This window comes from Flagellimonas amphidinii (assembly GCF_013090115.1).
GTDB classification, from domain to species: domain Bacteria; phylum Bacteroidota; class Bacteroidia; order Flavobacteriales; family Flavobacteriaceae; genus Flagellimonas; species Flagellimonas amphidinii.
In genome coordinates, this window is record NZ_JABFNN010000027.1 from 191,709 (window position 1) to 214,375 (window position 22,667).

General features: G+C 39.2%; 25 protein-coding genes. 10 read left to right on the forward strand and 15 right to left on the reverse strand.

All coding sequences use genetic code 11. The features are described from left to right. The first annotated feature begins 250 nt into the window (after nt 1-250). The gene (locus HJC33_RS05480) at nt 251-1,792 is read left to right on the forward strand and encodes a SulP family inorganic anion transporter (RefSeq protein ID WP_171657794.1); all 1,542 of its coding nucleotides are present in this window, start codon (nt 251-253) and stop codon (nt 1,790-1,792) included. 10 nt (nt 1,793-1,802) lie between these two features. Here HJC33_RS05480 and HJC33_RS05485 read toward each other — a convergent pair whose 3' ends face one another. From HJC33_RS05485 to HJC33_RS05520, 8 genes are all read right to left on the reverse strand, one after another. Continuing rightward, nucleotides 1,803-2,081, reverse strand: coding sequence for a hypothetical protein (locus tag HJC33_RS05485; RefSeq protein WP_171657795.1), 279 nt, complete (start codon nt 2,079-2,081; stop codon nt 1,803-1,805). A 58-nt stretch (nt 2,082-2,139) separates the two neighbouring features. Beyond that, nucleotides 2,140-2,724, reverse strand: coding sequence for a DinB family protein (locus tag HJC33_RS05490; protein ID WP_171657796.1), 585 nt, complete (start codon nt 2,722-2,724; stop codon nt 2,140-2,142). A 46-nt stretch (nt 2,725-2,770) separates the two neighbouring features. Further along, complete coding sequence (locus tag HJC33_RS05495) at nt 2,771-3,580, reverse strand: META domain-containing protein (RefSeq protein ID WP_171657797.1); 810 nt, start codon at nt 3,578-3,580, stop codon at nt 2,771-2,773. A gap of 3 nt (nt 3,581-3,583) precedes the next feature. Further along, nucleotides 3,584-4,300 (reverse strand): membrane or secreted protein, encoded by a 717-nt coding sequence (locus HJC33_RS05500; RefSeq protein WP_171657798.1) that lies wholly within the window; start codon nt 4,298-4,300, stop codon nt 3,584-3,586. Between the two features lie 10 nt (nt 4,301-4,310). After that, on the reverse strand, nt 4,311-4,688 hold the full coding sequence (locus tag HJC33_RS05505) for a nuclear transport factor 2 family protein (RefSeq protein WP_171657799.1): 378 nt from the start codon (nt 4,686-4,688) through the stop codon (nt 4,311-4,313). Nucleotides 4,689-4,750: 62 nt separating this feature from the next. Continuing rightward, the gene (locus HJC33_RS05510; protein WP_171657800.1) at nt 4,751-5,230 is read right to left on the reverse strand and encodes a c-type cytochrome; all 480 of its coding nucleotides are present in this window, start codon (nt 5,228-5,230) and stop codon (nt 4,751-4,753) included. A gap of 103 nt (nt 5,231-5,333) precedes the next feature. After that, on the reverse strand, nt 5,334-6,293 hold the full coding sequence (locus HJC33_RS05515; protein WP_171657801.1) for a YheT family hydrolase: 960 nt from the start codon (nt 6,291-6,293) through the stop codon (nt 5,334-5,336). Nucleotides 6,294-6,349: 56 nt separating this feature from the next. Further along, complete coding sequence (locus HJC33_RS05520; RefSeq protein WP_171657802.1) at nt 6,350-7,327, reverse strand: NAD(P)H-dependent flavin oxidoreductase; 978 nt, start codon at nt 7,325-7,327, stop codon at nt 6,350-6,352. A gap of 117 nt (nt 7,328-7,444) precedes the next feature. Here HJC33_RS05520 and HJC33_RS05525 point away from each other — a divergent pair, with 117 nt between their 5' ends. Next, nucleotides 7,445-7,921 (forward strand): acyl-CoA thioesterase, encoded by a 477-nt coding sequence (locus HJC33_RS05525; RefSeq protein WP_171657803.1) that lies wholly within the window; start codon nt 7,445-7,447, stop codon nt 7,919-7,921. On the opposite strand, the gene HJC33_RS05530 is transcribed toward HJC33_RS05525, so the two are convergent. The 5 genes from HJC33_RS05530 to HJC33_RS05550 are packed head-to-tail and all read right to left on the reverse strand — an operon-like array spanning nt 7,905 to nt 10,338. Continuing rightward, complete coding sequence (locus HJC33_RS05530) at nt 7,905-8,798, reverse strand: DMT family transporter (RefSeq protein ID WP_171657804.1); 894 nt, start codon at nt 8,796-8,798, stop codon at nt 7,905-7,907. The genes HJC33_RS05525 and HJC33_RS05530 overlap by 17 nt on opposite strands. After that, nucleotides 8,795-9,148 carry an arsenate reductase family protein gene (locus HJC33_RS05535; RefSeq protein ID WP_171657805.1) on the reverse strand — a complete coding sequence of 118 codons (354 nt, stop codon included), beginning with the start codon at nt 9,146-9,148 and terminating at the stop codon, nt 8,795-8,797. Before HJC33_RS05535 ends, HJC33_RS05530 begins: the two co-directional genes overlap by 4 nt. Nucleotides 9,149-9,196: 48 nt before the next feature. Further along, nucleotides 9,197-9,889, reverse strand: a complete 693-nt coding sequence (locus tag HJC33_RS05540) for an aspartate/glutamate racemase family protein (protein WP_171657806.1) — start codon at nt 9,887-9,889, stop codon at nt 9,197-9,199. Between the two features lie 16 nt (nt 9,890-9,905). Then, nucleotides 9,906-10,046 (reverse strand): hypothetical protein, encoded by a 141-nt coding sequence (locus tag HJC33_RS05545; protein ID WP_171657807.1) that lies wholly within the window; start codon nt 10,044-10,046, stop codon nt 9,906-9,908. 43 nt (nt 10,047-10,089) lie between these two features. Then, nucleotides 10,090-10,338: an ArsR/SmtB family transcription factor gene (locus tag HJC33_RS05550; RefSeq protein WP_335341462.1), complete on the reverse strand. Its 249-nt coding sequence runs from the start codon at nt 10,336-10,338 to the stop codon at nt 10,090-10,092. A 125-nt stretch (nt 10,339-10,463) separates the two neighbouring features. Here HJC33_RS05550 and HJC33_RS05555 point away from each other — a divergent pair, with 125 nt between their 5' ends. Beyond that, the gene (locus tag HJC33_RS05555) at nt 10,464-10,931 is read left to right on the forward strand and encodes a DinB family protein (protein WP_171657809.1); all 468 of its coding nucleotides are present in this window, start codon (nt 10,464-10,466) and stop codon (nt 10,929-10,931) included. On the opposite strand, the gene HJC33_RS05560 is transcribed toward HJC33_RS05555, so the two are convergent. Further along, on the reverse strand, nt 10,928-11,671 hold the full coding sequence (locus tag HJC33_RS05560) for a DUF3298 and DUF4163 domain-containing protein (protein ID WP_171657810.1): 744 nt from the start codon (nt 11,669-11,671) through the stop codon (nt 10,928-10,930). The genes HJC33_RS05555 and HJC33_RS05560 overlap by 4 nt on opposite strands. A gap of 85 nt (nt 11,672-11,756) precedes the next feature. Between HJC33_RS05560 and HJC33_RS05565 the strand changes: the two genes are divergently transcribed. The 4 genes from HJC33_RS05565 (at nt 11,757) to HJC33_RS05580 (ending at nt 17,618) form a co-directional block, all read left to right on the forward strand. Then, entirely contained in the window at nt 11,757-12,911 is a 1,155-nt protein-coding gene (locus tag HJC33_RS05565; RefSeq protein WP_171657811.1) for a cystathionine gamma-synthase, read from the forward strand. A 130-nt stretch (nt 12,912-13,041) separates the two neighbouring features. Further along, nucleotides 13,042-14,385 (forward strand): NADP-specific glutamate dehydrogenase, encoded by a 1,344-nt coding sequence (gdhA, locus tag HJC33_RS05570; protein ID WP_171657812.1) that lies wholly within the window; start codon nt 13,042-13,044, stop codon nt 14,383-14,385. A 94-nt stretch (nt 14,386-14,479) separates the two neighbouring features. Further along, the gene (gene recO, locus HJC33_RS05575; RefSeq protein WP_171657813.1) at nt 14,480-15,202 is read left to right on the forward strand and encodes a DNA repair protein RecO; all 723 of its coding nucleotides are present in this window, start codon (nt 14,480-14,482) and stop codon (nt 15,200-15,202) included. Beyond that, nucleotides 15,183-17,618, forward strand: coding sequence for a TonB-dependent receptor (locus HJC33_RS05580; protein ID WP_171657814.1), 2,436 nt, complete (start codon nt 15,183-15,185; stop codon nt 17,616-17,618). Before recO ends, HJC33_RS05580 begins: the two co-directional genes overlap by 20 nt. A gap of 56 nt (nt 17,619-17,674) precedes the next feature. Here HJC33_RS05580 and HJC33_RS05585 read toward each other — a convergent pair whose 3' ends face one another. Further along, a complete protein-coding gene (locus HJC33_RS05585) occupies nt 17,675-18,028 on the reverse strand; it encodes a hypothetical protein (protein ID WP_171657815.1) in 354 nt (117 codons plus the stop codon). Between the two features lie 183 nt (nt 18,029-18,211). Here HJC33_RS05585 and ileS point away from each other — a divergent pair, with 183 nt between their 5' ends. From ileS to HJC33_RS05600, 3 genes are read left to right on the forward strand one after another with little or no spacing between them, the layout of a single operon-like run. Continuing rightward, nucleotides 18,212-21,613, forward strand: a complete 3,402-nt coding sequence (gene ileS / locus HJC33_RS05590; RefSeq protein ID WP_171657816.1) for an isoleucine--tRNA ligase — start codon at nt 18,212-18,214, stop codon at nt 21,611-21,613. Between the two features lie 3 nt (nt 21,614-21,616). Further along, nucleotides 21,617-22,000, forward strand: coding sequence for a TraR/DksA family transcriptional regulator (locus tag HJC33_RS05595; protein ID WP_171657817.1), 384 nt, complete (start codon nt 21,617-21,619; stop codon nt 21,998-22,000). A 27-nt stretch (nt 22,001-22,027) separates the two neighbouring features. After that, nucleotides 22,028-22,648 (forward strand): DUF4097 family beta strand repeat-containing protein, encoded by a 621-nt coding sequence (locus HJC33_RS05600; protein WP_171657818.1) that lies wholly within the window; start codon nt 22,028-22,030, stop codon nt 22,646-22,648. Nucleotides 22,649-22,667 lie beyond the last annotated feature (19 nt).

The following is a 22,667-nucleotide window of genomic DNA, read 5'->3' on the forward strand; positions in this document are numbered from 1 at the left end:
GTTCGACTATATATACAAGTTTTTTGGTTGGTTATTTAGTTAAGAATCGCCCTAAACATCCTAGTTTAGGGCGGTTCTTTTTTTACGCCATTAATTTAGACTGAAAAAGGATGCTTCCCTATTCATTTTTTTCGGTAAAACCTTGAAACATTGGCAGTAATGTCACAAACCATTGCCATATCCTCAATTCTTTTTGGGAATAGTGCTAAACTGATGATTAGTGTTATTTTTGCCTCCTTATAATCGGAAGATGAAAAAATACCTTAATCTTTTTGATTTCTCTCAGAAAGTAAACTACCGTACAGAAGTCTTATCTGGATTAACCGTGGCTCTTGCTTTAGTGCCAGAAGCCATTGCTTTTGCCCTAATAGCTGGATTATCCCCCTTAACAGGATTGTATGCCGCTTTTGTTATGGGCTTGGTAACATCCATTTTGGGAGGTAGGCCCGGAATGATTTCTGGTGCAACCGGTGCTGTTGCTGTGGTAATTGTAAACTTGGCCAAGGATTTTGGAGTTGAGTATGTTTTTGCTACGGTAATTTTGGCAGGACTGCTTCAAATGGCTGCGGGGTTTCTAAGATTGGGAAAATTGATGCGTTTGGTTCCCCACCCCGTAATCTTCGGATTTGTAAATGGATTGGCCATTATTATTTTCATGTCCCAACTAGATCAATTCAAAACAGTCGATGGATCTTGGCTGAGCGGAACTACGCTTTATGTTTTTTTGGGATTGGTGCTTCTGACCATGTTGATTATTTGGGGTCTTCCTAAATTGAGCAAAGTAGTACCGGCGTCTTTAATGGCCATACTCTTGATTTTTGGCATTGTTTTTTTCTTCGGAATTGATACCAGAACCATTGGAGATATTGCTTCCATTGAAGGAACATTTCCACCTTTCCATATTCCCGATTTGCCTTTCAATTTGGAAACTTTGAAAATTATATTCCCCTATGCGGCCATTGTTGCTGGTGTTGGACTTATTGAAAGTCTGCTCACCCTAAACATCGTGGATGAAATTACTGAGACGCGCGGGAGAGGAAACAAAGAAGCGGTGGCACAAGGAACTGCAAATATCCTTTCTGGACTTTTCTCTGGAATGGGAGGTTGCGCAATGATTGGTCAAAGTTTGATAAATACTTCAAATGGAGCTAGAGCAAGATTATCTGGAATTGTGGCGGCCGTGATGTTGTTGGCATTTATCATGTTTGGCTCCAGCCTTATAGAAAAAGTCCCCATGGCAGCGCTCACAGGTTTGATGATTATGGTGGCTTTGGGAACTTTTGAATGGGCCAGCTTAAGAACCTTTAGAAGAATGCCAAAATCAGATGTTTTGGTAATGGTCTTAGTGACCTTGGTGACTGTTTTCTTACATAATTTAGCCTTGGCCGTTTTGGTAGGCGTTATCATTTCCGCATTGGTATTTGCCTGGGACAATGCAATTCGTATTAGAGCCAGAAAATATACCGATGAAGAGGGGGTAAAGCATTATGAAATATATGGCCCATTGTTTTTTGGCAGTACCACTTTGTTCGCAGAGAAATTTGATGTGCAGAACGACCCCAATGATATCATTATTGATTTTGCTGAAAGTAGGGTGGTGGACATGTCAGCCATTGAAGCCGTGAGTAAAATCACAGAACGTTATAAAAAAGTGGGCAAAAAAGTACACCTAAAACACCTGAGCAAAGATTGTATACGCTTGCTCAAAAATGCTGATGACATCATTGAGGTGAATGTACTGGAAGACCCAACCTATAAAGTAGCGGTTGATAAAATTTGGCCTTATAAATAGGGAGTCTGCTTCAATTAACAAAGAAGGAGTAAATTCCAAAACATAAGACAACTAAAACTACCAGAGCGAGGAGTGAAATTTTTATTTCATCAAGTCTATCTTTTTTGGCTTGCCTGATGATTTTATCTCGAATTTTCTTTTGCTCAAAAGGAGTAAGCTCTTTGAATTGTAGTTGTGTTTCATTCAAGTAACCATCGTAAGCTTCACGAATTTCTTTGAAACTCCGACGCTTTTTCAATAAAGCCCTATTGGCTTTGACCACTAACATTGGTTGGCTTGCTGAACCCATTTTGTTCTACTTTAATTATGGGTTGCAAAAAATGGTATTTTGTTACAAAAGGCCTTTACTAGGTTCTGATTTTGCCCATAAAAACATTCACCTTTGGGTTGATGGGGTTTTCAGTGATTCTACGCATCATCACTATTTGCCCCGTGTGGTAAATGCAATCAGAGAGCATGCCGTTGATTAAATTCCAATAGGGAAAAGGCGTTTGTTTGTCTCCATTTTGGAAAATCACCTCAAAACTTTCAAAATCTTCAGCCTTTTTGTTTTGCACAAGCTCACTGGCAGCCTTAAGATTTTCTAAGGTTCCTTTCCGAAGTTCTTCAAAAGAATAACCAGAAAAATCTGCTGGACGGATATTGGGAGTGGCGGTGGGTGCGTTCATGATCATTTCCGACATTCCATAAATATGTTGAAGTGTCTCCATCAAGGTTCTTGCTTCTTCAGTAGGCTTGTATTCCAAATCCTTTTGGGTTATACCTTCGGTGGCCCAATAATATCTAAACCCAAGACCGTCTATCATTCTAGCTGCAACATTGCCAGGGCTATAATCTTTTGGATAATCTGGAATTTCGTGATACGGAAGTTCTTGTGCCTGCATTTGAAAAAAAATTAAAACAAAGGTGATGGTAAAAATGGTCTTATTCATGATGTGAGTATGTTATACGTGAGGATAGCATAATAATGCTCTATTGTTATTTGTTCCGAGAAAAAAAAGTCAACAGTTGATTTTGTTCTTTATTGAAGAGCATCAATTTTTTATTATCGATTTTATAGGAAGCACTATTCTGAAGTGCAGTTAAAAATTCAGTTTCTGCCTTTACATTTGGGCAAGCCATTTTGGTTGTGGCCACTTGAGGAAATTTTAGCACTCCTTTTTCAAAAACAAAACTGCCATTCATTCGGTTGCAACCGGCGAGTCCAGAAAAGGTGTAATTTTTCAGGTCCATTTGAAAGTATGGGACTTCATTTCCGTTAAAGTCTGATTTTGATACTTGGCGACCGCCCATCTCCTCTAGAATCCAAGTATTGTCCAGTTTTGGGTCTGAGGTATATGTGCCGCAACCTTCCAGCACACTTGATGCTTCCTCTTCAGCCTTTTTGTATGAAATGGTGACGGTATATGGAGATTTCAGTCCAGTATCAGGATGAATGCATTCTTTTTGTGCAATAATGATATCCATTGAAGTTGCTTCGGTCTTAATGCGATACATTCTTAAATTGGAACTTTCCAAAATTATGGGTTCCACTGTTGGCGTTGTGATAATGTTTGCATCAATTTTCAATTCAACTTGGTCATCAAGAAGTTTCAACGCCCAAGTAGGTTCATCACCTTGGGCTTTAAAAAAACTTTCATCCACTTCTACCGCTTCAGGCTCAATCACTTCAGCTGGTATGGTGTCCTGAATCTCGGCGCCTTCTTTTGGCACTATGGTTTTCTTCTTTTTATCCACACAGTTAGACATCAGAAAAATGACAAAAACAAAAAGGAATGTGTTTTTCATGGTTCAGTTTTTTAGAGAAGATCTTTTGCTCCAGATCTCGTAGATGGGTTGACCTTTGCTGCTTAATCCTGAATGGTGCCAATCCCCATCTTTTAGTTCAAAATCAAATTGAAGACTTGCCCCGACCCTGGAATCATCTCTGGAAAAGAACTCAATATGTTCTGTATATTTTCCATTAACAGTAGTGTAAGTGCCTCCCCCAGTGCCCATAAACTCCTTGGTCTCGGTATTGTAAGCTATCCATTGAAATCGGGTGCCAGAAAGAATTTTCATGGTCTTGCGTGGTCCAGAAGTATCACGTTTTCTAATTTCTCCATTACGCATCCTTCCAGAAATAAGCCAAGCTCCATTTAATTCTCCCGGATTGCCGTTATCAATCTTGGCCCATATTTTATCGTCCATTAAAATTTTCCCATCTAAAAACTGATAAGCAATACTGTTGGATGTTCCAACCAATTCAGGGTCAAAAGAAACATATTCAAACGTATAGGTAAAGGTGTTTTCAGTTGTTGTAAAAGTTCCTCCCCATGTCCCTATGAACTTGCCTGTTTTTTTATCATAAAAAGCTTCAGAAAAATAGTCGCCAGAAATTATGGCAACATGGCTGACCTCAACGCCTTTAGCATTGGTTGAAGTAGATGCCCAAGCACCTTCAAAATTTTGTGCTTTCAATACCAATAAACTTTGGCATAAGATGATGGTTAGCAATACTTTTTTCATGGAGATGGATTTAATACATAGTATTTGGATTTGCCGATTTCTCTGGGATTTGTTGTATGGCATCCCAATGTTCGCATATTTTACCGGAGGCATCAAAACGGAAAAAATCCATGGTCACATATTCGTCGTTTCCAGGCCAAGTCTGATGGGTGTGCAGCGCTACCAAATCCCCTTCTGCAATGCATCGCACAAATTCAATGGACTTTTCTGGATATTCCCGCTTCATTCGTTCAAAATAGGCAATGAAACCTTCTGTCCCGTCACCAACATCTGGGTTATGTTGAATGTATTCTGAACCAATATATTGTTCAACAGCCTCTCTGGGCTTACCTTCATAAGCCATTTTGTAAAAGGCTATTGCATTGGCTTTGTTTGCTGCTAAATCCATACTAAAAATGCTGTTACCTTATGTATAAAGATAACAGCATTTCAAAGATTTTAAATAAAACTTTATAGTGTCCTAAGATACTCGGCCAAATCGCGAGCCTCTTCTTCTGTCAGATTTTGGTTGAGCATAATGGCATTGTTATACTCTTTTAATAGTGCTTTTGCAATTGGGTCTTCCCTAAGCATTCCGTCTGGGTTCAACATCATGTTCATGACCCACTCTGGGCTACGGCGCTCATAAACTCCTTTGAGGGCAGGACCGATCATGCGCTGATCAATCATGTGACAGGCTACGCATACTGCATTGAACTTGGCTTCACCGCGGGCAGCCATCTCGGAATCAATATCAGCAGGAAAATCCAAATTTTTTATGGGGCCAACTCCTTTATTGTCCAAATCTACAGGCACACCTTCACTGGATTGGGCCTTTTTGTCTTCCGTTTTGGTTCTACTTACTTCAAATCCGTCTTTTTTTTCTTCTTTTTTTCCGCCACAGCTAGCCACTAAGGCTCCCAATGCCAAAAACAGGAGTAATTTTCTCATTGTGTTAATTTCAGTTGTAATATTGAGTAATTGCAACCACTAATATAGGGAATTAGGGTGTATTTCATCAGTTTTTAAAATAGGTTTTAGCAATAAGCGAAGCTTAGAGGGAGTTAAAAAATTCCAAGGCTCTTTTTTCTGTGTAAGTAATATTGTTTTTTCCCCAGAAACCAACATGGCCGCCAAAGCTCGGAACTTCCAAAAACAACATGGCATTTTCTTTTGATTCTTTATGAGGATAGCATTCAGGTCCCAGAAATGAGTCGTTTTTTGCATTGATGATCAAAGCAGGGACTTTAATATTTGGCAAAAATTGCAAGGAGCTACATTGGGTATAATAATCCAACGCATCATTAAAATTATGCGCCCTGCTGGTATAAATATCATCAAAGTCCTTTAAGGTTTTGATGCTTGCAATATCTGAATCCGTAATCAGTTTAGGAAAAGCAGGTTGTTTTTGTTTGAGCTTTTCAATAAGATGTTTTTTAAACCGCTTTGCATATAAAATGTTTTTGGAGGTAAGTAGTTGTTCGCAAGAACTTTGCAGACTACAGGGGACTGATACTGCAACCGCGCCTTTCACTTCATTGGGGATAACATTGCCCTCACCCAAGTATTTAAGTGTTAGATTTCCACCAAGACTGAAACCTTTGATATAGATTTCTGCGTATTTTTTAGTTGCAACAATGTGATGGATGACCTCGTTGAGGTCTTCCGTTGCTCCAGAATGATAGGAACGGTAAAGGTTATTGGGTTCGCCGCTACACCCGCGTAAGTTAACAGCACAGGCATCGAATCCATTTTTGTTGAAAAGTTTTGCGCTTCCTGTAATGTAGGGGCGTTGGGCGTTTCCCTCCAGCCCATGCAACAAAATCACCAGTTTATGGCTGGGAATTTTTGAAGAGCTCCAGTCCAAATCCAAAAAATCACCATCACTTAAATGGAGTCTTTCCCTGGTTTGAACGACTCCATCAACACTTCGGAACAACCCGCAATAAATAGTGGCAAGATGACCACTTCTAAAAAACAAGGAAGGTCGATAGTTGGGTGATATTGTTGGCATTGTTCCTGAATGTTTTGAAATGGATTTACCTCAGATAGATGCCAAAAATAAGGGTTCTAGTCTTTCGGGAAAGTTTCTAAAAGCTTTGCTTGTTCCTCAATTGAGGACTTGAATTCACTTTTTAAAGTATCCACAAGCTTTTCCACCGGAAGTATATTTTCTATGGAAGTGACCCCTTGCCCAGCTGACCATATGGTTTTCCAGGCTTTGGCTTCGGTATCCAATTCCTTTCCAAAATCAATTTTGTGGTCTTTTTTGAGGTCTTCTTCAGAAATTCCAGCAGCTTTTAGACTGGCTGCCAAAAAATTGGCATGTACCCCAGAAATGGCTGCGGTATAGACCACATCATTTGCGCCAGCTTCAATGATCATTTGTCGATATTCATCTGGGGCCTTGCTTTCTTCGGTATTGATAAAGCGAGTTCCCATATAGGCCAAATCGGCACCTATTTGAAGCGCAGAGGCAATATCTCTACCTGTACTGATGCAACCTGAAAGTAAGATTGTCTTGTTGAAGAATTTTTTGATTTCTGCCACCAAACTTAAAGGGTTAATGTTTCCTGCATGCCCTCCTGCACCAGCAGATACCAAAATAAGACCATCCACACCAGCTTCAGCAGCTTTTTCTGCATGGCGTTTTTTGATAATATCGTGAAAGACCAGACCACCATAACTGTGTATGGCGTCCACAACCATGCTCACAGCACCCAAAGATGTTATCACCAAGGGCACTTTGTGTTTCATGCACAGTTTAACATCGGCTTCCAAACGGGGATTGGTAGGATGCACAATAAGATTTACTCCAAACGGCGCAGGTTTTTTACCAGTTTCTTCCTCAAATTGCTGTAATTCAGTTGTTATTTGGATGAGCCATTCCTCAAATCCTTCACTAGTGCGTTGGTTCAATGCAGGAAATGTTCCCACGATACCATTCTTGCAACATTCCACAACCAGTTTAGGGTTGGAAATCAAAAACATGGGTGCTGCCACAACAGGTAATGACAGGTCTTGGATAAATTGGGCTTTTTGACTCATGCTATATAATGTTAAACTATGTTTAAAAGTAAAATTAATTCTTCGACCAGAGGGTCTTAGTTTTCAAAACTATGGTAATTTTACAATTATTATGCATGCATAACAAATTAACCAGCTATGTTTTTTAAGGAATTTGAAATTCGTTGGAGCGATTTAGACGCTAATCGACATTTAGCCAACTCTGCCTATATCAATTTTATGAGCCATGCACGCATGGCCTATTTGGGACAATTGGGATTTAACCAAAAAAGTATGGCAGAACACAATATTGGTCCTGTGGTCTTTTATGAACACATGTATTATTTTAAGGAGGTCTTTGCCGGAAAACCAGTAAAGGTTTCTCTGGGGTTCCAGGGAATGAGTAAGGATGGAATGTTCTTTGAATTTCAGCACGATTTCTATGACAGTAAAGGCAAAAACTTTGCTCGTTGCCAGATGATGGGTGCTTGGATTGATTTAAAGGAACGCAAATTGATTGGCCTTCCCCAGCAGTTTTTGGATGCTTTTGAACAAATGGAAAAGTCCAAAGATTTTAAAATATTGACCAAGGAAGATACTCGTAAGCACGTACAGATTCCTACGGACCTGGTTTAGGCTTTTTACTAGCCAAATAAACGCCTAAGAGGACTAGAATGGTGGCCGTGATTTTTATCCAACTTAAATGGTCCTTACCAGTAGCCAAGGCAAATAAAATACCTACTAAAGGCTGAACATACATGAAAGCCCCAATGGTTGAAGCCTTTAGCTGGGTTAAGGCAAAAACATTAAAAAGATAGGTCATAAAAGTAGTTCCTATCACCACAAAGGCAATTATACCATAAGCCCAAAGTGGCATAGTTGCCCACTGGATTTCCAAAAATTCGGGCAAAGTAATGGGAAGATTGATAATAATTGCAATGGTAAACAGCCATTTCATCAAGGTGAATGGGTGGTACTTTTCAATGAGTGTTTTAACAACGATAAGGTAAGCACCGTACACAGTTGCATTGACGACAAACAAAAAGTTTCCAAGAGGGATATTTGGCGCATCTTGTCTTACTTCGGCTCCAAAAAGAATAAGGCCCAAGGCACCAACAAAACCCAACAGAATACCAAGTGCTTTATTGAGTTTGATTTTTTCATTTAAAAAAAATGCGGACAACACCACTACAATTATGGGTGTAATAGTGACCAAAACGGCACTATTGATAGGTGTGGAGAGCTGTAGCCCTTTAAAAAAGGATAGCATATTCACTACCATACCCAAAATGGCACAGACCAAAATTCGAGGCCAATCCTTTTTATCAATTTTTTCTTTGGGCCCTAAAAAGGATATGGACCAGAACAGAATGGCGGCACCAAGTACCCTAAGCATGATAAACCCAAAGGGTTTTACATAAGTGGGCATGACGCCTTTTGCAAGCGTATGATTAATACCATAAATAGTTGTGGCTCCTATAGCGGCCAATATGGCCAACGTTCTTTTGTTCATGGATGCAAGGCCTCTTTGGCGGCCTGGACCACCTTTTTGGAATTACCAACAAAAATCTGGTCATCAACAATAACAACAGGTCTTTTTAAAAAGGTATAGTGTTCAAGAATATGTTTTTTATAATCGTTTTCTGAAAGTTGTTTTTCATTCAAACCCAATTGCCGATACAACATGGCTCTTTTACTAAATAGGGATTCGTACCCTCCTGATAAGGATGACATTTCCTCCAATTGTTCTGAAGTAATGGGTTCTGTTTTTATTTCTTGAAGCGAAACTCCTTCCAACGGCTCTAATTCTTTCAAAATACGTTGACAGGTAGTGCAATTGCCCAAATGGTATATTTTTTTCATCCTATTGAAATAAGTCCACAAAGGAAATCAATTAATCCTCATGCTGTATTAAGAAAGCGCAAATTCTACAGCTTTTTCAGCATGAATTTTTGTTGTATCAAAAGTGGCAATAGATGCTTCACTTTCAGGAATCAATATGGGCAGTTCAGTGCAACCCAATATAGCTCCTTCTGCGCCCAGTGCTTCCATTTTTTTGATGATATCCAAACAAATTCCCTTGGATTCTTCAGTAAAGGCCCCTTTTACCAACTCATTATATATAATGGATTGTAGTTTTTCCCTATCCTGTACATCTGGAATCAACACGTCCAAACCAAAATCTTCTTGAAGAATTTTGGTGTAAAAATCGCTCTCCATGGTAAACTGGGTACCTAAAAGTGCTATCTTTTTTAATCCTTTTTGTTGAATTGCTTCACCTGTGGCTTTGGCAATGTGTAGAAAAGGAATCTCGGTAGTATTGGTGATGGAGTCACTTACCAGATGTATGGTATTGGTACAGAGCAAGATCAATTCAGAGCCAGCGGCTTCCAGTTTTTGGGTGTGTTCCGCCATAATAGCACCAATCTTATCCCAATCTCCCGAAAATGAATGCTTTTCAATTTCATCAAAATCAACAGAAGAGAGAATGCTTTTGGCAGAATGAGAGCCTCCCAATCTTTCACGGACCATTTCGTTGAGGTGTTGATAATATATTTTGGAGGATTCCCAACTCATTCCTCCGATCATTCCTATAGTTTTCATATGCATCTCTTTGTAATTACTTGATTTTGGACATATCCTCAGCACCTTCAAATTTAAGGGACCCCAGAAAGTTGAACAGTCGCTGTTTAATTGTTTTTTTGATTTTTTTTGGAGGTAAAACTCCATCTGTGTGGTTGTAAGTCAAACAGTTTTTCATAATATTTATAATTCGCTATTTATAGATATGTCATTCAAAAAAATTATAATTCTTCTTCTAGGGCTTCCACATAAGCCTTGATGACTTCTTCATTTCTTTTGTAATAGGTCCATTTGCCATGCCGAGTGGGAATGACAAGATTCGCATTCTGCATGGAATTTAAATAGGTGGATATGGTGGATTGTGACAACCCAGTTTTGTCCTGTATGAAGCCAACACACACACCATCGTCAAAATGATCAATATCTTGATGCGGCGGAAAATTTGACTCGGGATTTTTTAACCACTTCAAAATATTAACCCTAGTTTTGTTGCTTAGAACTTTGCTTATTTCAACAATATCCATAGTCAAATTTAAATAACATATTCACATATCTAAAAAAATAGATATGTTTTAACAAAACAATAACCTTACACATGGAAAAACTACTGGATATCCTATTAAAGAACAGAACAATTCTTGATAACATTCTCAAAACAAGTAGTCCAGAGCTTTTGTTTGAAATCCCAAAGGGATTCCGCAATAATATATGGTGGAATATTGCCCATGTATTAGTAACTCCAGAGCTTCTTATTTATGGTTTAAGTGGATTGGACTATACGATTGAAGAAGATCTCATCAATAAATATCGCAAAGGAACATTTCCGGATGGGGAGCCAACTGTAGAAGAAATTGAAAAAGTCTCAGCTTATCTTTTTAGTACTTTGGAACAAATTAAATCTGATTACGAACAAGGCAAATTCAAAGAGTTTAAAGAATACACAACTTCTCCAAAAATCACATTGCAAAAGGTGGAAGATGCCATTGCTTTTTGTGCTTTTCATGAAGGAATCCATCTTGGTGCCATCAACGCATTAAAAAAAGCTATACAAAACCAAGGTTAGGATTTCACTTTTAGTTTTAGAAAACCATTGATTTCAGCATATGGGAGGTTCAATACAATTGGGCCATCTGCGTATGAGGCTACTTCATATTGATTATAGATCAATTGTATTCCCTCTGGAGTATACCCTACATTTTCGGCTAAATGAAATGTATCTTGCTCAAACATAAATCCCGTTGCGTTGATGTTTTTATCTTGGGGAATATGTTCTTGAATCCTAAATTTGGTCTCGGCAAATTTTAGGAAACCTTCAAAATCTTCAAACAGTTCCCAGTTTTCCAATTCGGAGCCACTACGCTTGTCAAAATTTAATAGGGTGGTGGAGCCATAACCGTGTGCGCCTCCTGTAAAAGTATAGGAGTTTACTGCTATGGTAAGTACTGCTTCGTCCTCATAGCTTACTTCTCCGTTTACGCTTGCTTCCCAACCCACGCTTTCATCGGGAAATTTGGCCTTTAAATCTTGGTAGCTTTTGGTAAAAGAAGTCATGGCCTTATCAATATTATCAACCTCTTGTTCTTCATCAAATGAAAGCATACTGATAATTTCCTCCTCCAGGGCTTGATTAATAGTTTTTGAAATAGTGAGGTTATCCAGAGCTTTTGGAACCGAAATTTCAATTTTAGGACAATTAGAACAGGTTTTGCCGTGCAGTTCCATGGGTTCAAAAGTAAGTTTGCTCTCATTTTCGCAACCAAGGATGAGCAAAAGAATTGGAAGTAGTAATAATGTTTTTTTCATGGGTAGGGGATTATGCATCCCAAAAATAAGACATGATTGATTACTCCAAAAGATAACAATACATTTGTATGCATATCACAAGACCATGAGCAAAAAAGAATTGAAATTCAATAGTAAGACCATTCACGGAGGTCAACATCCAGATAAGGCCTATGGAGCTGTAATGCCACCAATTTATCAAACATCCACTTATGCCCAAACCACACCTGGAGAGCATCAAGGATTTGAATATTCTCGGAGTGGAAACCCTACCCGTGCGGCTTTGGAAAATTCGCTGGCAAGCATTGAAAATGGAAATTATGGTTTGGCTTTTGCAAGTGGATTGTCCGCTATTGATGCTGTGATAAAATTGTTGAACCCCGGAGATGAAGTGGTCTCAACGAATGATTTATATGGAGGGAGCTATCGACTTTTTAAACAGATTTTTGAGAAGTATGGCATTACCTTTCATTTCATTGGAATGCAAAGTATGGATGTCGTTGAGGAGTACATTAATGCAAATACTAAGCTTATTTGGGTAGAAACGCCCACTAATCCAATGATGAACGTCATTGATATTAAAGCTGCGGCTGCTTTGGCCAAGAAGTATAGTTTGTTATTGGCCGTAGACAATACATTTGCCACTCCTTATCTACAGCGACCTTTGGATTTGGGTGCTGATATTGTGATGCATTCGGCCACCAAATATTTAGGAGGTCATAGCGATGTGGTAGTAGGAGCTTTGGTGGTCAAGGACAAGGAATTGGCAGATAAACTCTACTTTATTCAGAATGCAAGTGGAGCCGTATGCGGTCCCATGGATAGTTTTTTGACATTACGGGGGATAAAAACGCTTCATGTGCGTATGCAACGTCATTGTGAAAATGGTAAAGCAATTGCAGAATATTTGGCAGGTCATCCCAAAATTGAAAAAGTTTACTGGCCAGGTTTTGAATCTCACCCCAACCATGATATAGCCAAAAGCCAAATGGATGATTTTGGGGGTATGATTTCCTTTGTTCCCAAAGGAGCCAATTACGAAGCTGCCATAAAAATTGTTGAAAAACTAAGTGTTTTCACCTTAGCCGAATCTCTAGGCGGGGTTGAAAGTTTGGCGGGTCATCCAGCGAGTATGACCCATGCCAGCATTCCAAAAGAAGAACGTGAAAAAAGTGGTGTTGTGGATGCACTTATTAGGTTAAGTGTAGGCATTGAGGACATTACCGATTTGATTGCGGATTTGGAACAGGCTATCGGATAGTTATTTTTGAAAAATTTACAAAAATTTGGTATTCAGATTATATAAATAATATAATTTTGCCGTCTAATTCATAATTCAATAAAAATTAGCCTTTGGCAAAGCCTGAGGGCAGTAAACAGAAATCCGTTTTATGGAAGCAAAAATCAAAGCATTTATGGATGAGGTCAAGACCAGAAATGGACATGAGCCTGAGTTCATCCAAGCGGTACAAGAGGTAGCTGAAACCGTTATACCGTACATCGTGCAACACGATATTTACCATGGTAAAAATATTCTTTTGCGCATGGTGGAACCTGAAAGGTTGATTTCTTTTAGGGTAGCATGGGTTGATGACGAAGGAGAAATCCATGTAAATAGAGGATATCGTATCCAAATGAACTCTGCGATTGGACCCTATAAAGGAGGACTTCGATTCCATCCAACGGTAAATGCAAGTGTATTAAAGTTCTTGGCTTTTGAGCAAGTTTTTAAGAATAGTTTGACCACTTTGCCCATGGGTGGAGGAAAAGGAGGTTCAGATTTTGACCCTAAAGGAAAGTCAGATGATGAGGTAATGCGTTTTTGCCATGCATTTATGACAGAATTGTCAAGGCATATTGGTCCTAATACAGACGTTCCCGCAGGAGATATTGGTGTGGGGGCTCGTGAAATAGGTTTCTTGTTTGGAAAGTACAAGAAAATAAGAAACGAATTTACCGGTGTATTGACCGGAAAAGGAATTTCTTGGGGAGGATCATTAATTCGTCCAGAAGCGACTGGTTATGGAACGGTTTATTTTGCAGATAGTATGCTGAAAACTGCCAACCAATCTTTTGAGGGTAAAAATGTGGTGATTTCAGGTTCTGGAAATGTTGCTCAGTTTGCTGCTGAAAAAGTGTTGCAGTTAGGTGGAAAAGTACTTACACTTTCTGACTCTGGAGGTTACGTTTATGATAAAGACGGTATTGATGCTGAAAAACTGGCCTTTGTAATGGATCTTAAAAATAATCGCAGAGGAAGAATTTCTGAGTATGCAGATAAATATCCTTCTGCTGAATACCATAAAGGCAAAACTCCATGGGTTGTTCCCTGTGATGTGGCATTGCCTTGTGCTACCCAGAACGAATTGCATGGAGATGATGCGGCCACTTTGATTAAAAATGGTTGTATTGCAGTTGCCGAAGGTGCCAATATGCCTTCTACGCCAGAAGCGATTCATGCATTTCATGACGCTAAAATTTTGTTTGCCCCTGGAAAAGCTTCCAACGCCGGAGGGGTTGCCACTTCTGGATTGGAAATGTCCCAGAACTCTTTAAGAATCAGTTGGACTCGTGAAGAAGTGGATGAAAGATTAAAAGGAATCATGAACGATATCCATGACTCTTGTATTGAATACGGTAAAGAGGAAAATGGTTATTGTAACTATGTTAAGGGAGCAAATATTGCCGGCTTTGTGAAGGTTGCCGATGCAATGTTGGCCCAAGGGGTGATTTAATCATTACTACAACATAAGGTTATAGTGGGCAGTTACCACGGGAAGTGTTTATTTTTATACCCGAGGTAACTGCCTTTCTTTTTTAAATACTTCCATGCAAATAACAACAAAGGCCATAGTATTGTCTTCCCTAAAGTATGGGGATACGAGTCTTATTGTAAAAGCCTACACAGCATCTGATGGGTTGAAATCGTATTTGCTAAAAGGAGTATTGACCTCTAAAAAAGGAAAATTGAAACCTGCGTATTTTCTTCCATTAATGCAGTTGGAAGTAGTGGCCAACCACAAAAACAAGGGAACTTTGGAAAGTATTAGGGAAGCCAAGGTAATCGTTCCCTACAGAACACTTCATACAGATGTCATAAAGAACAGTATGGTTCTTTTTTTGGCTGAAATGTTGGTCAATAGCATTCAAGAACAAGAACAGGACCAGTCATTATACAATTATTTGGAGTATTCGCTGCTATGGATGGATGAACATCTTCCTGACCCCAACTACCACATCCTTTTTTTGTTGAATCTCACTAAATTTTTAGGTTTTTATCCAGACACTTCGTTCGTTGATACGCCCTATTTTGATCTTTTGGAAGGAAGCTTTGAAAAACGACCAAGCCTTAACCCATTGATAGAAGGTGAATTACTTGAAAATTTTAAGAAAATTTTGGGCATGAATTTTGATGCATTAAAGGCGTTACAACTAACTAAGACAAATCGGCAAGAACTACTTAAAAAGGTTATTCTGTATTTTGAATTACATTTGCACGGATTCAGAAAACCGAGGTCCTTGGCCGTCCTAAATGCAGTTTTTGAAAAATAGTATGCGCACCCTTGGATCATTCCTACTTTTTTTATTGGTTTCTTCAACAATTTTTGCCCAGAAAATCACAATCTTGGATATGGATTCCGGTATTCCGGTGGCTAACATAGCCATTTACAACAGGGATAAATCCAAAACCACAGTTTCTGACCTTAATGGAAAATGCGATTTGGAGATTTTTTCTCAAAATGAAAAAATTACCTTCAAACATATCAGCTATGAAGCCTACACTACTTCAAAAGTGCAGATAGGTAAAAAAGGCAATCGGGTTTACCTAAGTTTAAAAGCCAAAGAACTACAGGAAGTGGTCATGTCCGTATCCAAATGGGAACAGCAGAAAAAACACATTCCTCAAAAAATAGAATCGATAGATGCACAGTCAATCGCATTTAATACGCCACAAACTTCAGCGGATTTACTGCAAAGTAGCGGCAAAGTCTTTGTGCAGAAAAGTCAGTTAGGAGGCGGAAGCCCCATGATAAGGGGTTTTGCTACTAATAGGTTGTTGTTGTCCGTAGATGGTGTTCGCATGAATACAGCCATATTTAGGGGAGGAAATGTCCAAAATGTAATCTCGGTTGATCCATTTACTGTGAGGAAAACAGAGATAATTTTTGGCCCTGGTTCAGTTATTTACGGAAGTGATGCTATGGGAGGTGTCATGAATTTTCTTACCCAAAAACCTCGTTTTTCATTTACGGACAGTCTTGCCTTTTCAGGAAATGTCAAGTATAGATTTGCTTCGGCCAATAATGAAAGCACAACACACGTAGATTTCAACTTGGGAAACCAAAGATGGGCTTCATACACCAGTTTTACATACAATAATTTTGATGATTTGATGATGGGGGAGCATGGTCCTGATGCTTATTTGCGGAAAAATTATGTCACCCAGCTAAATGGAGAGGATGTTTTGATGGAGAATGATGACCCCAAAAAACAAGTTACTTCTGGATATGATCAAATCAACTTTCTTCAAAAAGTAACGTACAAACCAAATTCCACTTGGCAATACGATTTGGGACTCTATTATTCCGAAACATCAGATTATTCAAGATATGATAGGTTGATTCGTCCAAACAGTTCAGGTGATGGGCTCCGTTCTGCAGAATGGTATTATGGGCCCCAAAAATGGTTTATGGGGAATCTTCAGGTAACCAAACAAGGAAAAAACAAATTTTATGATGGGGTGAAATTGACCACCGCTTACCAACGTTTTGAGGAAAGTAGAAATGACAGGGGATTTCAAGATACGGAACTGTCCATGACTCAAGAAAAAGTGGATGCACTATCAGCAAACCTGGATTTTGAGAACAAAAAGATAGGAGATTTACGCCTCTATTATGGCATGGAATATATTTTTAATAAAGTCCATTCCAAAGGAAGTCTGCAGAATATTGAAACCAACGTTACTGTTGAAGCGGCTTCGCGTTATCCTGATGGCGCTACATGGCAAACTTTTGCAGGATATGTTAATGGAGAATATCAACTAAAACCGAATTTCTCCCTCCTTTCAGGAGCCCGTTATAGTCAAGTTTGGGTTGATGCGGTCTTTGATAAAACCTTTTATCCCTTTCCGTTTGATGAAGCCGATTTGATCACCGGGGCCTTTACGGGAAGTATAGGGTTTAGTTGGTTCCCAAGAGCCGATTTGCAAGTGACCCTCAACGGATCCACAGGATTTAGAGCCCCCAACATTGATGATATTGGTAAGATATTCGATTCTGAACCTGGTTCCGTAGTGGTGCCTAACCCAGAGCTGGAACCGGAATATGCTTATAACGCTGAGATTGGAATCCGCAAAAATTTTAAAGATAGATTGGTATTTAGGGGGTCAGCTTATTATACCTATTTAGTTGATGCTTTGGTACGAAGGGATTTCACCTTTAATGGAGCATCTGAAATTGTGTACAATGGAGAATTGAGCAATGTACAGGCGATTCAAAATGCGGCAAAGGCTTATGTCTATGGATTTGAATTTGGAATGGACGCTTTTTTGGATGACAACTGGTCAATATCTTCAAATTTAACACTTACTGAAGGTATTGAAGAAGATGACGATGGGGTGGATACACCAGCTCGTCATGTCGCGCCCACTTTTGCCGATGTACACCTTATCTGGCAAAATGAAAAATTAAAAACAGATTTCTTTCTAAATTATAACGGGGAGATCAGCTACGAAGATTTAGCACTTTCAGAACAGAGCAAAACATACATTTATGCAACGGATAGTAATGGAAACCCCTACTCTCCCTCTTGGTACACGTTGAATTTGAGGTCGCAATACCAGATATCCAATGCCTTTAGGGCCAGAATGAGTTTGGAAAACATTACCAACCAACGGTATAGGACTTATTCCTCTGGAATAGTGGCGCCAGGAACCAATTTAATTTTGGGATTGGGATATACATTTTAAAAAAAGGCATGGATTAGTTCCATGCCCTTCTTTTGCAATATTGAAGTTAGATTTCTCTATACTTTTAAACTATCGATGGCCTGTTTGGCAGCGTCCTTGGCATCATCTCCCATTTTTTTGGCTTTATCCATAGCATCATCGCCTGCCTCTTTAACCTTGTCCATGGTCTCTTCACCAGCTTTTTTGATGCTATCCAAGGCTTGTTCACCAAGATCAACAGCACCCTCGCCCGCTTCTTTTACCGCATCAGCGGCATCATTGGTAACGTCTTTCAGGTCTTCACCAGCTTCTTCAAGAGCTTCGCCTGCTTCCTCGGTGGCCTCCTTTGCTTTGTCTGCAGCTTCTTTACAAGAGGTCATTACAGACATTGATAATGACAATGCAATAACTGCAATAAGAACTTTTTTCATTTTGAATTATGGTTTAGTGTTAATAAGGGCATAAGATAATGAATCTGGGATAAATTAAAATATGAAAGATATCATATTTAGGTTAAGGGCGTTACGAAAATTCAATCACAATTTTAGGTACTTTAATTCCGTCTAAATTCATAATTTTGCAAACTTGGAATTCTAGAAGAAGTAGCAGTATTTATGAAGTTTGCGGAGTATAAAGGATTGGATTTGCCCAAGGTATCAGAAGAGGTTCTGGAATTTTGGAAGGACAACCAGATTTTTGAAAAAAGTGTATCCACACGAGAGGGCGGGGAGAGTTATGTCTTTTTTGAAGGACCTCCATCTGCTAATGGCATGCCTGGAATTCACCACGTAATGGCTCGTACCATAAAGGATATTTTTCCAAGGTACAAGACCATGAAAGGCTTTCAAGTAAAGCGAAAGGCTGGTTGGGATACGCATGGGCTCCCCATTGAGATTGGGGTAGAAAAGGAATTGGGTATTACCAAAGAAGATATTGGCAAGAAAATCTCTGTTGAAGCATATAATGCAGCTTGTAAAAAAGCGGTAATGCGCTATACGGATGTATGGAACGAGATGACCGAAAAAATTGGGTATTGGGTGGATATGGATGACCCGTACATCACCTATAAATCCAAATACATGGAGTCTGTTTGGTGGTTGTTGAAACAGATATACGACAAAGGACTTTTATACAAAGGGTATACCATTCAACCCTACTCGCCAAAAGCGGGTACAGGATTGAGTTCTCATGAGCTGAACCAACCTGGGACTTATCAAGACGTGACAGATACCACGGTTACGGCCCAATTCAAGGCAAAAAAAGATTCTCTTCCTAATTTTTTAAAGGATGTTGAAGGCGATTTATACTTTTTGGCTTGGACGACCACACCATGGACCTTGCCTTCCAACACGGCATTGACCGTGGGCCCAAAGATTGAGTATGTATTGGTAAAAACCTTCAACCAATATACATTTGAACCCATTAATGTGGTATTGGCAAAGGCGTTGGTGGGCAAACAGTTTTCTGGTAAGTTTTTCGCTGTTGAAATGGATGAAGAACTGAATGCTTTTGAAGCTGGAAATAAAAAGATACCTTATAAAATTGGAGAAAGTTTTATTGGAAAGGATTTGGTCGGCATTCAATATGAACAATTGATTGACTATGCACAGCCGTATCAAAATCCTGAAAATGCTTTTAGGGTTATTTCTGGGGATTTTGTAACAACAGAAGATGGTACCGGTATTGTACACACAGCTCCCACCTTTGGTGCAGATGATGCCTTGGTGGCTAAACAGGCCACTCCAGAAGTTCCGCCTATGTTGGTTTTGGATGAAAATAATACTCCGGTTCCTTTGGTAGATCTTCAGGGAAGGTTTAGAACAGAATTGAAGGAATTTGGCGGTAAATATGTCAAGAACGAGTACTATGATGATGGAAAAGCTCCAGAAAAATCCGTTGATGTAGAGATAGCCATCAAACTAAAAGAAGAGAACAAAGCCTTTAAGGTTGAAAAATATGTCCACAGTTATCCCAATTGTTGGAGAACGGACAAACCTATTTTATATTACCCATTGGATTCGTGGTTCATCAAAGTGACCGATGTAAAAGATCGGATGTTTGCATTGAACCAAACCATCAATTGGAAACCTAAAGCCACAGGTGAAGGCCGTTTTGGCAACTGGTTGACCAATGCCAATGATTGGAACCTTTCCCGATCGCGTTATTGGGGAATTCCATTACCTATTTGGCGAACAGAAGATGGCTCAGAAGAAATGATCATAGGTTCTGTTGAAGAACTGAAGGTGGAAATGGCCAAAGCTGTTGAAGCTGGATTATTGGAAAAAGACGTCTTCGATGATTTTGTTGTAGGTGATATGAGCGAGACCAATTATGATAAAGTTGACCTTCATAAGAATATTGTAGATCAAATTACATTGGTTTCAGCTTCTGGGAAGCCCATGAAGCGGGAATCTGATTTGATAGATGTTTGGTTTGATAGTGGATCTATGCCCTATGCACAATGGCACTATCCGTTTGAAAACAAAGAACTGATTGATGATGGCATCGCTTTCCCGGCCAATTTTATTGCGGAAGGGGTAGACCAAACCCGAGGATGGTTCTATACACTACATGCTATTGCCACCATGGTTTTTGATACCATTTCTTATAAAAATGTGGTTTCCAATGGTCTGGTTTTGGACAAGGAAGGCAAAAAAATGTCCAAAAGATTGGGAAATGCCGTGGATCCATTTAAGGTACTGCCAGAACATGGACCAGATGCCACACGTTGGTACATGATTTCCAATGCCAATCCGTGGGACAACTTAAAATTTGACATTGAAGGGATTGTTGAAGTAAAACGTAAGTTCTTTGGCACACTATACAATACCTATTCCTTTATGGCATTATATGCCAACATAGATAATTTTACCTATGCTGAGGTTGATACGCCTTTGGAGGAAAGACCAGAAATTGATCAGTGGATTTTATCAGAACTGCATACACTTATCCAAAAAGTGGATGAAGCTTATGCGGATTACGAAGCGACCAAAGCTTCCCGTATGATTTCCGACTTTGTCCAAGAAAACTTGAGTAACTGGTATGTTCGTTTGTGCAGAAGACGTTTTTGGAAAGGGGAATATGAGCAAGACAAAATTTCTGCTTACCAAACCCTTTACACTTGTTTGTTAACTGTAGCCAAACTATCGGCTCCTTTGGCTCCTTTCTTTATGGATCGATTGTACAAGGATTTGGATGCCTCCACCAAAAAAGAAGATTTTGAAAGTGTACACTTGGCACATTTCCCAGTTTTTGATGCTACAATCGTCAACAAAAACTTGGAACGCAAGATGCAATTGGCACAAAAAGTGTCTTCTTTGGTATTGTCCATCCGTCAGAAGGAGAAAATAAAAGTTCGTCAGCCGTTGCAGAAAATAATGATTCCTATATTGGATGAAAGTCAACGGGATGACATCTTAGCAGTATCGGACCTTATAAAATCGGAAGTCAACGTCAAAGAAATAGAACTCTTGGATGATGCTTCGGGTATACTTGTGAAACAAATAAAGCCTAACTTTAAGGTTTTGGGCCCTAGATTTGGTAAAGATATGAAGGCCATAGCTGCTGCTGTGAACCAACTGGGCCAAGAAGACATCCAAAAAATTGAAAAGGAAGGCGAATTAATGCTTCATTTGGAAAATAAAAGTATTAATTTACAGTTAACCGATGTAGACATTAGTTCCCAGGATATTGAGGGCTGGTTGGTAGCAAGTTCAGGATTTTTGACTGTTGCTTTGGACGTGACCATCAATGAAACCCTAAAAAAAGAAGGGATTGCCAGGGAGTTGGTCAATAGGATTCAGAATATCCGAAAGGAATCTGGATTGGAAGTGACCGATAAGATTGACATCAAAATATTGAAGGACGGTCTTGTGGAAAATGCGGTTTCGAGCAACGAAGAGTACATCAAAACAGAAACCCTTACTGCAGTGCTAGACTTCGAAGAAAAACTAGAAGAAGGTGTAGCAATCGCCTTCGATGAAGTGAATACAAAATTGTTTATCCAAAAGCACTAGAATATGGCAAATGAATTAAAAGTAAGATATTCGGATAAAGAACTTGAGGAGTTCAGAACGCTTATAGAGGAAAAAATAGAGAAGGCAAAAAAGCACTTGGAGCTTTTAAAGAGTGCCTACATGAACGATGGAAATAACGGTACTGATGATACTTCCCCTACCTTCAAGGCATTTGAGGAAGGTTCTGAAACCATGAGTAAAGAAGCCAATACACAGTTGGCCATCCGTCAAGAAAAGTTCATCAGGGATTTAAAGAATGCCCTTTTGAGAATAGAGAACAAAACCTATGGAATTTGCCGGGTTACAGGAAAGTTGATCAATAAAGAACGACTTAAACTGGTTCCACATGCCACCCTGAGCATTGAGGCAAAGAACATGCAGAAATAATGAAACGCCTTAGGGCGTTTTTTTGTTATGAGAATTCTCTTCTTTCTGTTGACGTTTTTTTCCATTTGCAATGTGCAAGGACAAAAGCAGGTAAAAAAAGCTTTCATTGGCCCAAAGATTGAATCTATTCAAATCGATTCCCAATATTGTTATCAAGTTAACATTGTTACGGCAAATACCAATCAGGTTGAGGTTGAGGCAAGCATAGAGGGAGAATATGCCAAGGACTTGTTGGTCACCATTAATGAAGAAGGAAAAACGGTTTTGATTGCTGCTGGTTTTCACCCCAATTTTAGCAATCCAAATGACAAACTCAGTGCCCATAAGGTTGTTTCTATTGCTTTGGAAATCACGGTTCCAAAACACAAAGAAGTCCATGTTTATGGAACCAACAGCAACGTTAATGTAGAAGGGGAGTATAGAAAACTGGATGTAAAATTAGCTGATGGCCGATGTGTTTTACATAATGTAGTGGAAGTTGTCGATGTGACCACCCAACAAGGGGATATTTTGGTAACAACCTCCAATGGAAATATTACAGCTAAAAGCGCCTATGGCCAGATACATGAAGAAGATATCCCACAGGGGCACAATCAATTTATATTGAACACTGTAGAAGGCAATATCTACCTAAAGAAAACAAAATAATATCCCTACTTTTGCGCAA